Genomic DNA, 15,429 nt, shown 5'->3' with positions numbered 1-15,429 from the left:
TCTTTTTCAGGGAAAAGTTTTCGGGAAACATCGCTGGCCCTTGCGTCGGCGGCAGGTTCCGTGCGGCAATGCGCGTGCAAGGCAGGTGGCGAAGGGGCACTGGCGGTCGAGGAGGCATCTTGCGAACTCATAAAAGCTGAGGCAGATGATGGGTTTTCGGCTAGGAACTGGGGCGGGCAGCCTGCTGGAATTACCGAAGAGGGCGTGCAGCTTGCCGATATGTGGTCAAAATGGCATGTCGCCAGCATGTCGGAGGTAAATTGCGGCAGGCATGGTACACTTTTTTATAACTTTTATGAAAACCCGAGAAGGCGAGAGGTGGTCTCGATGGACGAGCAGGATCTGAGAAAGCACGTGCTCGGTGCGAAGAAGACGGAGCGGATCATCTTCGCCGCCACGCCCGAGATGAAAAGCGCGCTCGAGAGAATCGCGCATGAGAAGTGCACGAGTGTCTCTGCGCTGCTCACCTCGCTTGCGCTCGACGAGGTTATCGCCAACAAGGAGCTCTTCGATGGCAGCGCCGAATAGGAAGCTTCTCGGCAACACCATAGCCCGCGAACAGTTCCTGCTCAACGAGGCGCGCATCATGGCCCAACTCAGGCTCGAGGGGATGTCCGCCGACGAGGCGGCGCGCAAGGTCAAGGAAGAAAACCTCTTCAGGTACCCAACAGAGCGCAGCCTGGGCAGGATCACACTCGCGTGCAACCGCAGGCTCGACGCCCTCGGAGACGAGCGTCTAGTGCGTATCGTGGCTTACGGAATGCCCGATGCTGCAGCGCAGACGAACCTTTATGCGATGATGCAGTTCTACCCGCTTGTGCGACATTTCATGACGACCGAGATAGCTCGTCGCTACGCCGAGCTTGACTACGAATTCGGGTCCACGGACATGAACGCCTACTTCACGCGCCTCGCATCCGAGTTCGACAACTTCGCGATCATGTCCGAGAGCACCGTCTCGAAGCTCAAGCAGGTCCTTCGCAAATGCTTGAAAGAAGCGGGGCTGCTCAATCAGGAAAACAGGCTCATGCCGGTGATTCTCGACATGGAGCTGGAGAATGTCCTTCGTGAACGGAAGGATGTTGAGGCGCTTCGGGCATTCGGGGCAAGGGAGGAGATGTAGATGACGATCACTTATCGCGACTCCGCGCCAGCATCGGCGTTATCCGAGTTCGAAGAGCGCTGCGAGGCGTTCAAGACGCGTTTGCAAAGCGATGATTTCCTCCACAACCGCGGCCTTGGAAACGAGGTCGGGATATACACGTTTTGCTATGATCCGCGGCTCAAGGCGGAGGCGCGGCGCTTTTTGGACAGGCTAAAGGGCGACCCCTCGCTTCCGTGCAGGATACGGGAGGCCAACCTCTACGACATCCTGCTGGATATATGTGCCGACAAGAGGATTCTGGATGCGGTGCCGAAGATGGAGGAGAAGCGCGGGCGCGAGCAGCTCAAGAAGCGCCTGTCGAGCGTGGCGAGCGCGGAGGCGTTTGCGAAGAGGATCTCTGCCGAGGAGAACGTGCCGGGCGATGTGCTCGTTATCACGGGCGTCGGCGAGGTGTACCCGTTCATGAGGGTCCATAACGTACTCGACAACATCCAGCATCTATTCGAGAACACGCCGGTGGTCGTGATGTACCCCGGAAGGTTCGACGGGCAGACGCTCTCGCTCTTCGGCAAGCTCACCGACGGCAACTATTACCGGGCATTCGACCTGATTTAGGGAAAGGCATGCATATGCATATCCGTGACATATTCGAACACGATATCGACCGCGACATTAATGGCGTTGTGAAGGTTGGCGACGTCGATGAAAAGCTCGTCATCCAGGAGCTCGAGGAATACGTCGTTGCAAAGGAGCTCCAGGGTCACTTCGCGACGTTCTTCCACAACTACGAGCGCTCCATCGACATGCCGACCGGCAAGATCGGCGCGTGGATAAGCGGCTTCTTCGGATCGGGCAAGTCCCACTTCCTGAAGATGCTCAGCTACGTGCTCTCGAACCCGGTGGTCGGCGGTAAGCGCGCGGTCGACTACTTCGAGGGCAAGATCGCTGACCCCATGGTGTTCGCTTCCATGAAGCGCGTCTCCGCCATCCCGACCGAGACGTTGCTGTTCAACGTGGACTCCAAGGGAGGCAAGTGGAAAGAGGGAGACACCGCCAAGACGGCGCTCTTACGCTCGTTTCAAAGGGTGTTCTACGAGAACCGGGGTTTCTACGGCGAGGACCTCAAGCTCGCCAAGCTCGAGGCTTTCATCGACGAGAAGGGCAAGACAGAGGAGTTCCGCGCGGCCTTCGAGCGCATAAGCGGCATGGACTGGTTGGATAACCGCGACGGCTGGTCGTTCTACGAAGACGAGATGGTCGAGACCTTGCAAGAGGTGCTCGGGATGAGCAGGGACGCCGCCCAGCACTGGTTCGACGGCACCGAGACCGACGTCATCTCGTCGGAGACCTTTGCCAAGGAGGTCGCCGAGTACATCGCTAAGAGGGAGTCGGAGACCGGTGGCGAGTTCAGGCTTCTGTTCATGGCCGACGAGATAGGCCAGTTCATAGGCTCAGACAGCAGCCTCATGCTGAGCATGCAGACGCTGACCGAGGACCTGGGCACCTACTGCGGAGACAAGGTCTGGATCGTCGTCACCAGCCAACAGGCGATCGACTCGGTGACGAGCGTCGTCGGCATGGACTTCTCCAAGATCCAGGGACGCTTCGACACCAGGCTTTCGCTGTCGTCGAGCGACGTTGACGAGGTCATCAAGGAGCGCATCCTCGCCAAAAAAGACGAGGCGAAGGCAGCCCTCGAAGTCGAGTACGGGCAGAAGGCGACGGTGCTCAAGAACCTCTTCACCTTCGACGACTCCACGAGCGACCTTTTCGGCTACGCCAGCGAGCGCGACTTCGTGGAAAGCTACCCGTTCGTGGGCTACCAGTTCCGCATCCTGCCCGACGTGTTCACCAGGACGCGCGAGCACGGCTTCTCCGGAAAGCACATGTCCAGCGGCGAGCGCTCGATGATATCGGCTTTCCAAGAATCTGTCTGGCCGGTCGAAAACGACGATATCGGAGCGCTCATCCCGTTCTGGCGTTTCTACGACACCATGGAGACGGCGCTCGACTACGGCATCCGCCAAGTCATCAACCGCTGCCAGGACGCCGCCGACGAGGGGCACGGGCTGTTCCAACAGGACGTGCACGTCATCAAGACGCTCTATCTCATCCGCTACATCGGCGACATCACGCCCAACGTGAACAACATCGCCAACCTCATGATCGACTCCATGGACGTCGACAAGGTCGAGCTGCGCCGCGAGGTACAAGCATCGCTCGAGCGGCTCGTCCGCGAGAACAAGGCCGCAAGAAACGGCGACAGGTACAACTTCCTCACCAGCGAGGAGCAGGACGTCGCCGACGAGATATCCAAAGTGCAGATAGAGTCTTCCGAGGTCATCGATCGCATCAAGCGCCTGCTCTTCGACGGCATATTCACCTCGTCAAAACACCGCGTGGGTGTGAACGACTTCCCGTTCGACCGCTACGTGGACGATTCGGTTCACGGCAAGGACATGGGCGGAATGAAGCTCAACGTGATCACCTACGCGCACGAGTGGTCGCGCCTGGCCGATTCCGAGTTCGCCTTCAAGTCGACGAACCAGGCGCTCATAGGACTGGAAGAGGGAGACTATTACGACCTTTTGGACATGAGCTGCCGAGTGGAGAAGTACATCCGCATGAGCTCACGCGAGCAGTGGTCGGCTTCGAAGCGTGAGATCGTGACCCGTAAGCGCGAGGAGGCGCGGGAAAACGAGAGGGCCGCGCGCAAGTCCCTCGAGGATGCCGTGGCACACGCCCGCGTCGCAGTGGACGGGCGCATGGTCGCCGTCCGCGAGAAGAGCGCGCCGAAGGTGATCGAGGCCGCGCTGGACGAGCTCGTGAAGAGCACCTACACCAAGGCCGACTACATCGATGCCTCGGTAAGTTCCGATTCCGAGATCATCTCGGTATTCAGAGGCGAGCTCTTAAACCAGCCCGACACGGACGGAAACCTGCCGAACCAGCGCGCCATGGACGAAATCATGCTGTTCCTCGACGCTCAGGCATATTCGAAGCAGGCGACCAATATGGGAGACCTCAAGCGCAAGTACCAGAAGGTGCCCTATGGATGGCGCGAGGCGGACATAGCGGCCGTCGTCGCGCGCATGCTCTACGACCAGAAGGTCGCCTTGTCGGTCGGCGGCAAGCAACTCGACTCGGGCGATGCCCACGCGATCGTCGCGTGCCTCAGGCGTGATGCGGACAAAGCCTCAATCAAGAAACGAGAGGCGATCGATCCTGCGACGCTCGCGACGGTTCAGCGTCTCATGAAGGACTTCGCCGACACGAACCAGGTTCCTGCCGACGAGGATGGTTTAGTCGCCTTCACCAAGGAGAAACTGCACGATGTCCAGGAGGAATGCAGGGACCTCCTCGCCCAGCGCTATTCCAGAAGTGCCTACCCAGGCAAGGGCGTGGTCGTCGACGGCCAAAAGCTTATCGCTAACGTAGTATCCAACGAGACGGATCCGCTTCTTCTGTGCATGGCGCTTGCCAACAGGCAGGTTCAAGACGGCCTGCGCGACTTCGCCGAGGACATGCTCGAGATCCGCGGCTTCTTCAACAGCCAGGTGCGCCTGTGGGACGATTCCACCAGGCTCATCGGCTCTCTCAAAACTGAAGGTGTCTACTTGGAAGGCGATTCGGAGGCGCAGGATGCCATCGAGCGCATCGAGCGCATCCTGGGCATGGAGAAGCCCTACTCGGCAATCAAGGACCTCGGGGCCCTGAACTCGAGGCTTTCGGGTGCGCTGAGCAAGGCCGCAGGGGTCAAGCGCGACAACCTCCTCGAGAGCATCGAGGATGCGGTGTCGGCGCTCGAGCGTTACGCGAAAGACGAGGCGGGAGCGCTCGAAAGCGCGGTAGCGGGAGTGCTTTCCTCTATTCGTCAGGATGCCGCTGCGAAGAAGAACGCCGCAATGAACGAGACGCGCTGTAGCCAGCTCGATGCCCAGCTCAAGCAGCTCGAGACATGGGGCGGGCAGCAGTACCAGAAGATTGACGATGCGATCGCTCAGGCTCGCGCGAAGGAAGAGGCGGCAAAGCGCGGCAAGATGCCGACTAACAGCGACATGCCGCCAGCGAAGCCGGCGGCACCCAAGCCAAAGGTTCTGCACCGCAGCCGCGTGTGCCCCACGAGGACCTTGCGAAGCGAAGAAGAAGTGCTGGCGTATGTGGATAGCGTAAAAGAAACCCTGATGGATGCGCTGCACGAAAGCGGCGCGGTAAGGCTGGGAGATTAGCATGCACGATTCAGCCATTAAGAATTTCTGTGTTTGGGCACGCCGCGAGCTCATCTCTGAAGTCGAGCGCAGATGCGCCCTGTACGACATATCGGAACATCCAGAGAACCCGAAGGACGCACAGGCCGTTGGCGGCAGGGTTCTCTCCTCCCAAGAGCGCAAGCAAAGGTCAGACCTTTTGCGGAAAGCTCACGACGAAGGCTACGACACACTAGTGGAGCAAGCCGCATATACCTGGTTTAACCGCATTATGGCCATCCGTTTCATGGAGATAAACGACCGTCTCCCGTCGCACACGCGTCTCCTTTCCGGCAACGACGGCTCCTTCAAGCCGCAGGCGCTTGCCGAGGCGTTGCAGGTGGACATAGAGGGCATCGACCGTGCGCACGTGGCTCAACTGGTTCAATCGGGCGATGATGAGGAAACGTTCCGCTATCTGTTCCTTGCCCAATGTGCTGAGCTTGCCAGTTGCATGCCCACGGTGTTTTCGCAGGTCGGTTCGAGCATGGAGCTGCTTCTGCCCGACGGTCTACTAAGGGCGGGCGGCGTCATCGAGCGCATGGTCGGGGACATTCCCGAAGAGGACTGGCTCGAAGGCGTGGAGATCGTGGGCTGGATGTACCAGTACTACGTCTCCGAGCGCAAGGACGAGTACTTCGCGTCCAAGCGCAAGGCGACGCGCGAGGACCTGGCCCCTGCCACCCAGCTTTTCACGCCGGAGTGGATCGTCCGCTACCTGACGGAAAACTCGCTCGGTCGCCTGTGGATGCTGAACCACCCGGACAGCGCGCTTGCTACCCGCATGGAGTACTACATCGCGCCGGATGGGGATGTCGAGGCTGATTTCAAGTGCATTGAGTCGCCGGAGGACATCACGGCAGTGGATCCCGCCTGCGGAAGCGGCCATATACTCGTGTACGCCTTCGACTTGATAGCCGCCATGTACGAGGAGGAGGGCTATTCCCGCAGGGATATCCCGCGCCTTATCCTGGAGAAGAACCTCACGGGTCTCGAGATCGATCCGCGCGCGGCGGCGATGGCGAGCTTCGCGCTCACCATGAAGGCGTGCGAGTACGACTCGCGCTTCCTGCGTCGTGGGGTGCGTCCGAGAATCACGGTACTCTCTCGCATCGAGTTCGACGAAAATGAGCGCGATGCCATAGCTCGCACGATGAAGGACCAGGAGCGTATCGACGCGCCGTTCCTGCTCGAACAGGTCGACCTGCTTGACGTCTTGGCCCATCTCGACGAGGCGGGCAGCCTCTTCGCGCCGACGGAGGCAGATCTGGGATCGGTGAGGGAGGTCGCTGAAACCGTCATGGACGAGGCGGGCATGTTCGGCATGGCCGCCGCCGTGAAAGCGCAGCGGGCACTCGAGGAGCTTGAGCCCCTTGCGCGGCATTATGACGCGGTTATCGCCAACCCGCCCTATTTCGGAAGCGGCAGTATGAACCCTTGGATGGGCAAGTGGGTGAAGAAGAACTACCCCGATGGAAAAGCGGATCTCTTTGCTGCTTTTATTTGCAGGGGCTTTTCTCTCGCGGATGCGCGCGGCTACAGCGCCATGGTGACCATGCAGTCGTGGATGTTCCTGAGCAGTTTCGAGAACCTGCGCAAGAGTATCATCGAGACTAAGACCATCGCCAACATGGCTCATCTCGGGGCTCGGGCGTTTGATGCCATCAGCGGCGAGGTGGTTCAGACCACAGCCACAGTGCTGCTGAACGATTATCAGAACGCTCGTGGAGGATATGTAAGGCTAGTCGATCCGCTGGGAGAAGCTGTAAAAAGCGCAGCATTGCGAGAGGCAATACGCAACCCTGAATGTGGATGGTTCTACCGTGCCAACCAGCAGGATTTCAAGAAAATCCCTGGCAGCCCGATTGCATATTGGCTACCAAGTGATGCCGTAATGCTTTTTGCAAGCAACTCTATGTTGAGTACCGAAATTGATGCTCGAGTTGGTCTGATAACTGGAAACGTGAATCGCTTTTTAAAGCAATGGCAGGAGGTATCTTTTAACTCTATAGAATTTGGGTTAATGCCTGGTGATTCTAATTTACGCAAATGGATTCCTTGCACTAAAGGTGGCAACTATCGCCTTTGGTATGGAAATAACAATTTTGTTGTAAATTGGGAAAATGACGGTTGGGAAATGAAAAACGATAATTATGACGGGTCAAGATGCCGTGCGCATAATTTCAATGGGACCCAAGCATTCAAGGAAGGGATATCTTGGAGCACTATTTCTTCGGCATCATTTCATTGCAGGTATGTTCCTAATGGGTTCATGTTTGATACGGCTGGTCCATTCTGTGAGGTAATTAACCTTCATAACTTGAACTATATTTTGTCACTTATGTCATCATCGACATATCGATCCTTAATTAATGTTATAAATCCTACTTTGAACTTTCCTCCAGGTTATCTGGGGTCAATTCCTTACGTTGAGCCCGATGAGATAACAAGAAATACTGTTGATACATTGGCACCCACCAATGTTAGCATTTCTCGTGTTGATTGGGACTCCTATGAGACTTCATGGGATTTTGACAAACTCTCCCTCATCCGCCTCCACAGGTCTAAGGGGACTCTAGAACAGGCTTATGAGTCCTGGAAAACAGAGTGCAGTGAGCGATTCTATCAGCTCAAGGCAAACGAGGAAGAACTCAACCGTATCTTCGCGGAAATCTACCACATGGAAAACGAGGTGCCTATCGAGGTGCCGCTCGACAAAGTGAGTGTGCACATCGTCTTTGACAGTGACGATGATGTGCCCGAAGAACTGAAAGGCAGCAATTACGTCCGCACGAAGGCGGACGAGGTGAAGAGCCTCATCAGCTATGCAGTGGGCTGTATCATGGGTCGTTACTCACTTGACAAGTCGGGACTCGTGCTGGCGAACCAGGGCGACGGTCTTTCCGAGTATCTGCAGCAGGTGCCCGAGCCTAGCTTCACACCCGATGCAGATGGGATCATTCCTCTCACCGATATCGAATATTTTCATGATGACGCGACGGGTCTGTTCGTCGACTTTATGGCAGCTGCATTCGGTGAGGAGCACCTGGAGGAGAACCTGCAGTTCGTCGCCGACGCTCTTGGTGGTACTGGCACGCCACGCCAGGTCATCCGCGCGTACTTCCGCGACGGGTTCTTCTCGGACCATTGCAAGGCCTACAGCGTGCAGAGCGCGGGCAAGCGTCCTATCTACTGGCTTTTCGACAGCGGCAAGAAGGGCGGCTTCCGTGCACTTTTCTACATGCACCGCTACACGCCAGACCTTTTAGCACGTCTGCGTACCGAGTATGTACTTCCGCAGCAGGACCGCTACAACACGCAGATCGACGCTATTGACGACGCAATGGCGACGGCGGACAGACGGGAGGCCGCCGACCTGCGCAAACGTCGCAAGAAACTCGCCGACCAGCTCGTCGAGACGATCGCTTTCGATGAGAAGGTGCACCATCTCGCCGACCAGATGATTGAGATTGATCTCGACGACGGCGTGAAACACAACTACGCGCTGTTCCAGGACGTCCTGGCGAAGATCAAATAGGAGGACGCGATGTCAGAGAGCCAATCCATCGAATACAAGAGCTCGTGGCGCGATGAGTACCTCAAGTGGGTCTGCGGCTTCGCCAACGCGAAGGGCGGGACGCTCTACGTCGGCATAGGCGACGACGGCAGCGTGACGGGGCTTTCCGATGCGCGTCGCCTCCTCGAGGACATCCCCAACAAGATCATATCCGGGTTGGGCATCGTGGCGGCCGTCATGCTGCACGAGACGCGCCAGGGCTCCTATCTCGAAATCGAGGTGGAGGCGCAGGCCTTCCCGGTGAGCTACAAGAGCCAGTACTACGTTCGCGTCGGCGCGACGAACCAGCTTTTGAGCGGCACGGCACTGGATACCTTCCTCTTGCGCAAGCAGGGGCAGAGCTGGGATGCCGCGCCCGTCCCCGACGTGAAGCCGGATGACCTGAGCAGCGAAGCGATAAGGGGGTTCGCCGAAAGGGCTCGAGGCAAGGGGCGCGTGCCCGACGAGGCGTTGGCGGAAGAGCCCGGCACCCTCGTCCGCCATCTGCGGCTCGACCGCGATGGCTATCTGACGAACGCCGCCGTCCTGCTGTTCCATCCCGAGCCCGACCGCTACGTGCCGGGGTGCTCAGTGAAGATCGGGTACTTCGAGGAAGCCGAGATCCTCTACCAGGACGAGGTGTCGGGCCCCATCGTCGAGCAGGCGGACAAGGCGATAGACCTCCTGTACTCGAAGTACCTGAAGGCGCAGATCAGCTACGACGGCATCCGCCGCGTGGAACGCTATCCCTTCCCCCTTTCCGCGGTGCGCGAGGCGGTGGTGAACGCCATCGTCCACAAGAACTACCCCTCGGGCGCGCCGATCCAGATACGCGTCTACGACAACCGCCTCGTCGTGGGGAACTCGTGCATCCTGCCAGAGGGCTGGAACGTGGACGACCTGCTGGCACCGCACCCCTCCGAGCCGCACAATCCCAAGATAGCCAGCGTCTTCTTCCTCGCAGGGCACATCGAGAGCTGGGGCAGAGGCGTGCAGAAGATCTTCAGCGACTGCAAGCTCGACGGCATCGGGGTTCCCGTTTTCCGCATGGTGGGCAACAACCTCAGCGTGGAGTTCGAGGCTCCGAACGACCGTCTGGCGGGTGCGGGATCACCCAGGGAGAAAGATGCCGTTTTGGGTATGGAGCGTACCGATTCGAGCAGGAAACGTACCGATTCGATTGAAGAACATGACGATTCGGACGCAGAACGTGCCGATTCGCCCGAAACGTCACGAAACGACAACGGCGGTTTCAATGCGACGACCCTCCAGAACATCGACGAGCTCCGCAGAAGTCTCTCGGATGCGGACCAGTTCGGTCGGCACGAGGTGATCGAGACCATTGGAGGTTCCGACAGCCGTGCCGGCAAGCTCCTGAAAAAGATGCTCGAGGCAGGAATCATCGAGCAGGTGAAGGGGCACGGCAAGGGGCGCTATCGGTTCAAGAGGACCCGCACCCAAAAAAGCGGAGAGGAGGAAAGCGGTGGCAGATAGCGCTGCAGATCAGCTAAGACAGGTATTCTCATCACCTCATCTTGACGAGGAAGATAGGCGCATCGTGTTCTGGCACGATGTGGAGGGCTCCTTTGCCCAGGAGTTCGAGCAGCTGCGTCAAGAGGGAATCGGCGGGGCAGGCGGAAGGAAGGTTCTCTTTGCCGACGCCTCCAGCGAGTCGCTCTTCGACCTGAAACGCCGCATCCTGCGCGAGAACCGCGAAGACGACTTCCTCGTCTACACGCGCTCTTCCCGGGACTTCTCGGAAGGCGGGCTGGAGGGAAACTGGCTTGCCGATATAGAGCTTATATCCGAGCACTTCCAGGCCGACAAGGCATCGATGCTCTTGGGAGAGGTGAATGCCGGCCCCGATGCGCGCGACGCGGTGGCGAGGTTTGCGAGGTTCTTCGGGGCGGCAGAACGGCGTGCAGCATACCTCAAGCGCATGCCCGAGACCGCGACCCCTGGTGACGTTGCGGTTGGCGTTGTCTCCACGATCTTAAAGGCGCAGACGTCCCGCATGGAGGACATCGTTGAAGGTTTACTGTGTGCTCTGCACGAAGGTAGCGGCGAGCAGCTCCTCTCCGATTTCGAGAAATACGATGCCCTCTCGGCGCTTGCCGCCCTGTTGGAGAAGCGCCTGGGCTATACCGGGGACCCCACATCCGAGACCTCTCTTTCGGAGCACCTGCTGCTCTCGGCTGCGTTCTGCACGCTGCCAGAGGACGTGATGTCCGGCTACTCCAATAGGATCTCCAAGACACATGCGCGCTTCTGTCTCAATATTGTCCGCGATTGGCTTGACAGGCAGGATACCCGCAGCATCCTCTACGAGATATGCCGCAGGGTCGAACAGGAGACGAACCTTTCCGATGTGCTTTCTGGTGCGGAAGTCTCTCGACTTTCGGATACTGACATTTTCCCATGCGTAAACGAGGTTATCCTGACCTCCTTGCTGGGCAGCCTGGCGCAGGGGTCTGACCGCAGTGCAGAGGCTCTTGCCATCTGCCAGAGGCGCAAGAACCTCAAATGGTACAAGCGCGTTGCGTGCTTCTTTGACCTGCTTGTCAATGCAGCGCAGGCCGAGAGCTTCTACCGCGAGCATCCGCAGGGCTTCCACGCGCCTAATCCCGTTGATGCATGGAAGGGCTACGTGAGCGGCTGGAATTCCATGGATGCCATCTACCGCAGCTTCTGCACTTCCTTCGACGAGTGCCAGTTGAGTGCCGAGGAGGTCCCCGACGCGTTGCGCGATGCCGCGGAGAAGACAGCGGAGCGCGTCGAGAACCTGTATGTGAACTGGTTCCTTCCTGGAGTAAACGGCTGCTGGATCGGATGTTGCGAGCCCGATTGGGCCGAGAAAGGCCATGTTGCGGGAATGCCGCTGCAGAGAGAGTTCTACAACCGCTACCCCTCGAGAAACTCGAGGGACTTCAAGCGAACCGTGGTGATCGTATCCGATGGCATGCGCTACGAGGTCGGGGCAGAGCTTGCCCGCAGGCTCGAGCAGGAGACGAAGGGTTCCGTCACTCTGGAGGCGTGCCAGAGCGTGTTTCCCTCGGTCACGGAGTTCGGCATGGCGGCACTGCTCCCGCAATCTGAGATCTCATACTCATGGGACTCCGGCGAGGTTTTCGCCGATGGTATGCCAACGAAAACCACGAAAGAGCGCGAGGCTGTGCTCCAGAAAGCAGTTCCCGGTGCGCGGGCGCTGACGGCGCAGGATCTGCGTGCGGGCAACCGCGCTGCGCGAAGGGAGCTTGTGGGCAGTGCGCCGCTCGTGTACATCTACCAAGACAAGATCGATTCGACCGGCGAGAAACCCAAACTCGAGCACGACGTGTTCGCGGCCTGCGAGAGCGCTGTCGACGAGCTCGTCGCGTTGTGCAAGATCGTCGTGAACGACCTCGGCATCAACCGCGTCTTCGTGACGGCGGATCATGGCTTCCTCTACACGCGTAGGCCCCTCAAGGAGCACGACAAGATCGCCAAGGCCGACATCGGGTCGGGCGATGTCCAACTGCACCGCAGGCACGTCCTCTCCAGAGAGGCTATTGATAGCAACATTCTCGTGAAGATGAACATGGAAGACATCCACGGCGGAGAATATTATGGACTGGCGTTGCGCGAGTGTATCAGGTTGAAAAGCGTCGCGGGCAACAAGAACTACGCCCATGGGGGTGTGAGCCTTCAGGAGATGTGCGTCCCGGTCATCGAGTTCAGAAACCACAGGTCCAATTCGAAGGCGCGGGTCGACCAGGAGAAGGCGACGCTTTCCCTAGTCTCCACCAGCAGGCGCATCACGAGTTCCATGTTCCACGTGGATCTGTACCAGCGCGAACCCGTTTCCGGCAAGGTGCTCCCATGCGAGTACGAGCTGTGCCTCACCGACGGCTCGGGCAACCCGGTCACCGACATCCAGAAGGCGCATGCGGACATGGCGACACCCGACGAACGCGCCAGGGTCTCCAGGCCCATGTTCACCCTCAAGGCAGGTATCGACTATCCGCCTGACGAGCGCTACTTCCTGGTGTGCAGGGACAAGGAGACTGGCGAGATCGCCTGGAAGGAAGAGTTCACCATCGACATGGCCTTCGCGCCTTCGGTCGATTTCGGTTTCTAGGAGAGATGAAATGTCAGAACATCAGACAGATGCGGTTCCCGCACTCGAGCTCGATCCGCTCGACAGAAAGATCATGGAGGCCTTTCCCGGTAAAACCGTGAGGAAAGATCTCACCTCGCTCATGAAGCGCGGCGTGAACGTGCCCACGTTCGTACTGGAGTACCTATTGGGCATGTACTGCTCGACCGATGACGAGGAGTCGATCGAGCAGGGGCTCGACCGCATCAGGAGAATCCTGACCCAGAACTACGTGCGACCTGACGAGTCGGAACGCATCAAATCAAAGATACGCGACTTGCGCACCTACACCATTATCGACAAGGTGACCGCGAAGGTTGACGAGTACCGTGACATCCACGTGGCGACGTTTTCCAATCTCGCCATCGACCCCGTGGTGATGCCCGACGAGTTCGTCCGCGAGTATCCCAAGATGCTCTCCGGCGGCATGTGGTGCATCATGCAGATGGAATACTTCCGTCTCGAGGACGAGCTGGAAGACGAGCTCGCCGACATCTTCGACGAGCCGCGCAAGCCCCGTTCGGCGCCGAAGAGGAACGCGGGCCCTGAGGACAACCCGTTCAAGATCGCGAACCTCACCCCCATCCAGATGCCGAGGCTCGACCTCGACTCGATAATCGGCCAGAGGGAGAGGTTCACTACCGACGAGTGGATCGACCTGCTCTTGCGCAGCGCGGGCTATGAACCCGCTGGCATGGAGCTGCGCACGAAACTCCACTTCATCGAGCGCATGGTGCCTTTGATTGAACGTAACTACAATCTCTGCGAGCTCGGGCCGCGCGGAACGGGCAAGAGCCATATATACAACGAAGTGAGCCCGTATGCCATCCTGCTCTCCGGTGGTCAGACCACCACGGCGAACCTCTTCGGCAGGCTCAACGCGAGCCCCAGGCACGCGACGAGCATGGAACGCACCGGGCTCGTTGGCAACTGGGACTGCGTCACCTTCGACGAGGTGGCGGGCATGCACTTCAAAGACACGAACGCCATCCAGATCCTCAAGGGCTACATGGCGGGCGGCACGTACGCCAGGGGAAGAGAGTCTTTCAGCGCTGACGCCTCCCTCGTCTTCGAGGGAAACATCAATGACAGCGTGCACAACGTGCTCAAGACCACGCACCTGTTCGATCCGTTCCCGCCGGAATTCAACGAAGATTCCGCGTTCTTCGACCGCATTCACTGCTACCTGCCTGGCTGGGAGATACCCAAGATGCGCAGCGATTTGCTCACGAGCCACTACGGTCTCATCACCGACTGCTTGAGCGAGTTCTGCAAGGAGATGCGCAGGAGGGACTATACCCATCATATCGATGGCTTTTTCAGGTTGAATAGCGACTTCAACACACGCGACGAGATAGGCGTTCGCAGGACCTTCAGCGGACTCATGAAGCTTGTCTTTCCAGACGAGAACATTGACAAGGAAGATGCGCGCATGATTCTCGAGTACGCCATCGAGGGAAGGCGGCGTGTGAAGGAGCAGCTCAAGATCATGGCCGGCGTCGAGTTCATGGATGTGAACCTGGGCTACGTCGATGCCGAGAACCCCGCTGACGCGCGCATCGTGTTCGTAGCCGAGCAGGCGGACGAGACCCTGATACCCGAGGCTCCGCTGCAACCGGGGCACGTATTCGCGATAGGGCGAAGCATCGACGACGAGTACGCCGTATACAAGCTGGAGAACAAGGCGGTTGCGGGGTCGTTCCGCTTCGAGAACGAGGGCGTAGGTTCGAACCGTGCCGCTCGCGAGTGTATTGAGGCTGCATGGAGCTGCTTCGAGAACAACGGCGACCGCGTTGCGGCTGGTATGCACATGAGGAAGAAGGATTACCTCCTCTTTGTGAACGATCTGCAGGCGAAGGGACCGAGCGACGAGATCAGCCTAGCGGAGTTCATCGGGCTTTGCTCTGCAGCATGCAACCGTCCCGTCGTGGCCTCTTTGGCGATTCCCGGCATCGTTAGGCTCTCGGGATCCATGGATGATCTGAAGGGGCTCGAGGATATCCTGAGGGTGGCCAAGAACGCCGGTGCAAAGCGAATTCTTCTGCCGTTCAGCGCAATCCGCGACATGCAGAACATTCCCATGGAGCTTGCCAGCAGCGTCAGCCCGGATTTCTATCAGGACGGCGACATCGTAGGCGCGGCTCGCAAAGCGTTGGCGATCTAAAGGTTGTCGCTTCAAGGTTGTGATAGGTATTGGAAAAGACACCCATAAACTGTTCAAACATCAGGGATCTTCCAAAGCCGGATTTCATCAAATGGCTTGTTGAAGAAGAGGACGTCTTAATCGCTGGTGTTAGCACTAGGTGCTTTCGACTCGAGGGTGACATCGACGAGGAGGCTCTTCAGAGGTGGGCGCTACATGTTAGAAGGCACTATATTCGAGATG

Annotated in this window: 8 protein-coding genes; all 8 read left to right on the top strand. The window is 58.5% G+C overall.

From position 1 onward, the window contains the following. Nucleotides 1–327 precede the first annotated feature (327 nt). Genes I2E45_RS00510 through brxL form a run of 8 tightly spaced genes read left to right on the top strand, consistent with a single transcriptional unit; the run spans nucleotide 328 to nucleotide 15,207 of the window. Entirely contained in the window at nucleotides 328–528 is a 201-nt protein-coding gene (locus tag I2E45_RS00510; protein ID WP_195443582.1) for a hypothetical protein, read from the top strand. Next, nucleotides 512–1,123, top strand: a complete 612-nt coding sequence (locus I2E45_RS00505) for a DUF1819 family protein (protein WP_195443579.1) — start codon at nucleotides 512–514, stop codon at nucleotides 1,121–1,123. The genes I2E45_RS00510 and I2E45_RS00505 overlap by 17 nt, the downstream gene beginning before the upstream one ends. Continuing rightward, the gene (locus I2E45_RS00500; protein WP_195443576.1) at nucleotides 1,124–1,720 is read left to right on the top strand and encodes a DUF1788 domain-containing protein; all 597 of its coding nucleotides are present in this window, start codon (nucleotides 1,124–1,126) and stop codon (nucleotides 1,718–1,720) included. A 14-nt stretch (nucleotides 1,721–1,734) separates the two neighbouring features. Then, entirely contained in the window at nucleotides 1,735–5,334 is a 3,600-nt protein-coding gene (gene brxC, locus I2E45_RS00495; protein WP_195443573.1) for a BREX system P-loop protein BrxC, read from the top strand. A gap of 1 nt (nucleotide 5,335) precedes the next feature. Then, nucleotides 5,336–8,890 (top strand): BREX-1 system adenine-specific DNA-methyltransferase PglX, encoded by a 3,555-nt coding sequence (gene pglX / locus I2E45_RS00490; RefSeq protein WP_195443571.1) that lies wholly within the window; start codon nucleotides 5,336–5,338, stop codon nucleotides 8,888–8,890. 9 nt (nucleotides 8,891–8,899) lie between these two features. Further along, nucleotides 8,900–10,402 (top strand): ATP-binding protein, encoded by a 1,503-nt coding sequence (locus tag I2E45_RS00485; protein WP_195443569.1) that lies wholly within the window; start codon nucleotides 8,900–8,902, stop codon nucleotides 10,400–10,402. Then, on the top strand, nucleotides 10,392–13,025 hold the full coding sequence (gene pglZ, locus I2E45_RS00480; RefSeq protein WP_195443567.1) for a BREX-1 system phosphatase PglZ type A: 2,634 nt from the start codon (nucleotides 10,392–10,394) through the stop codon (nucleotides 13,023–13,025). The genes I2E45_RS00485 and pglZ overlap by 11 nt, the downstream gene beginning before the upstream one ends. Nucleotides 13,026–13,035: 10 nt before the next feature. Further along, nucleotides 13,036–15,207, top strand: coding sequence for a protease Lon-related BREX system protein BrxL (gene brxL / locus I2E45_RS00475; protein WP_195443565.1), 2,172 nt, complete (start codon nucleotides 13,036–13,038; stop codon nucleotides 15,205–15,207). Nucleotides 15,208–15,429 lie beyond the last annotated feature (222 nt).

This window comes from Collinsella aerofaciens, from assembly GCF_015555045.1.
In the GTDB taxonomy this organism is placed as follows: domain Bacteria; phylum Actinomycetota; class Coriobacteriia; order Coriobacteriales; family Coriobacteriaceae; genus Collinsella; species Collinsella aerofaciens_W.
This window is presented reverse-complemented; position numbering and strand designations above follow the sequence as displayed.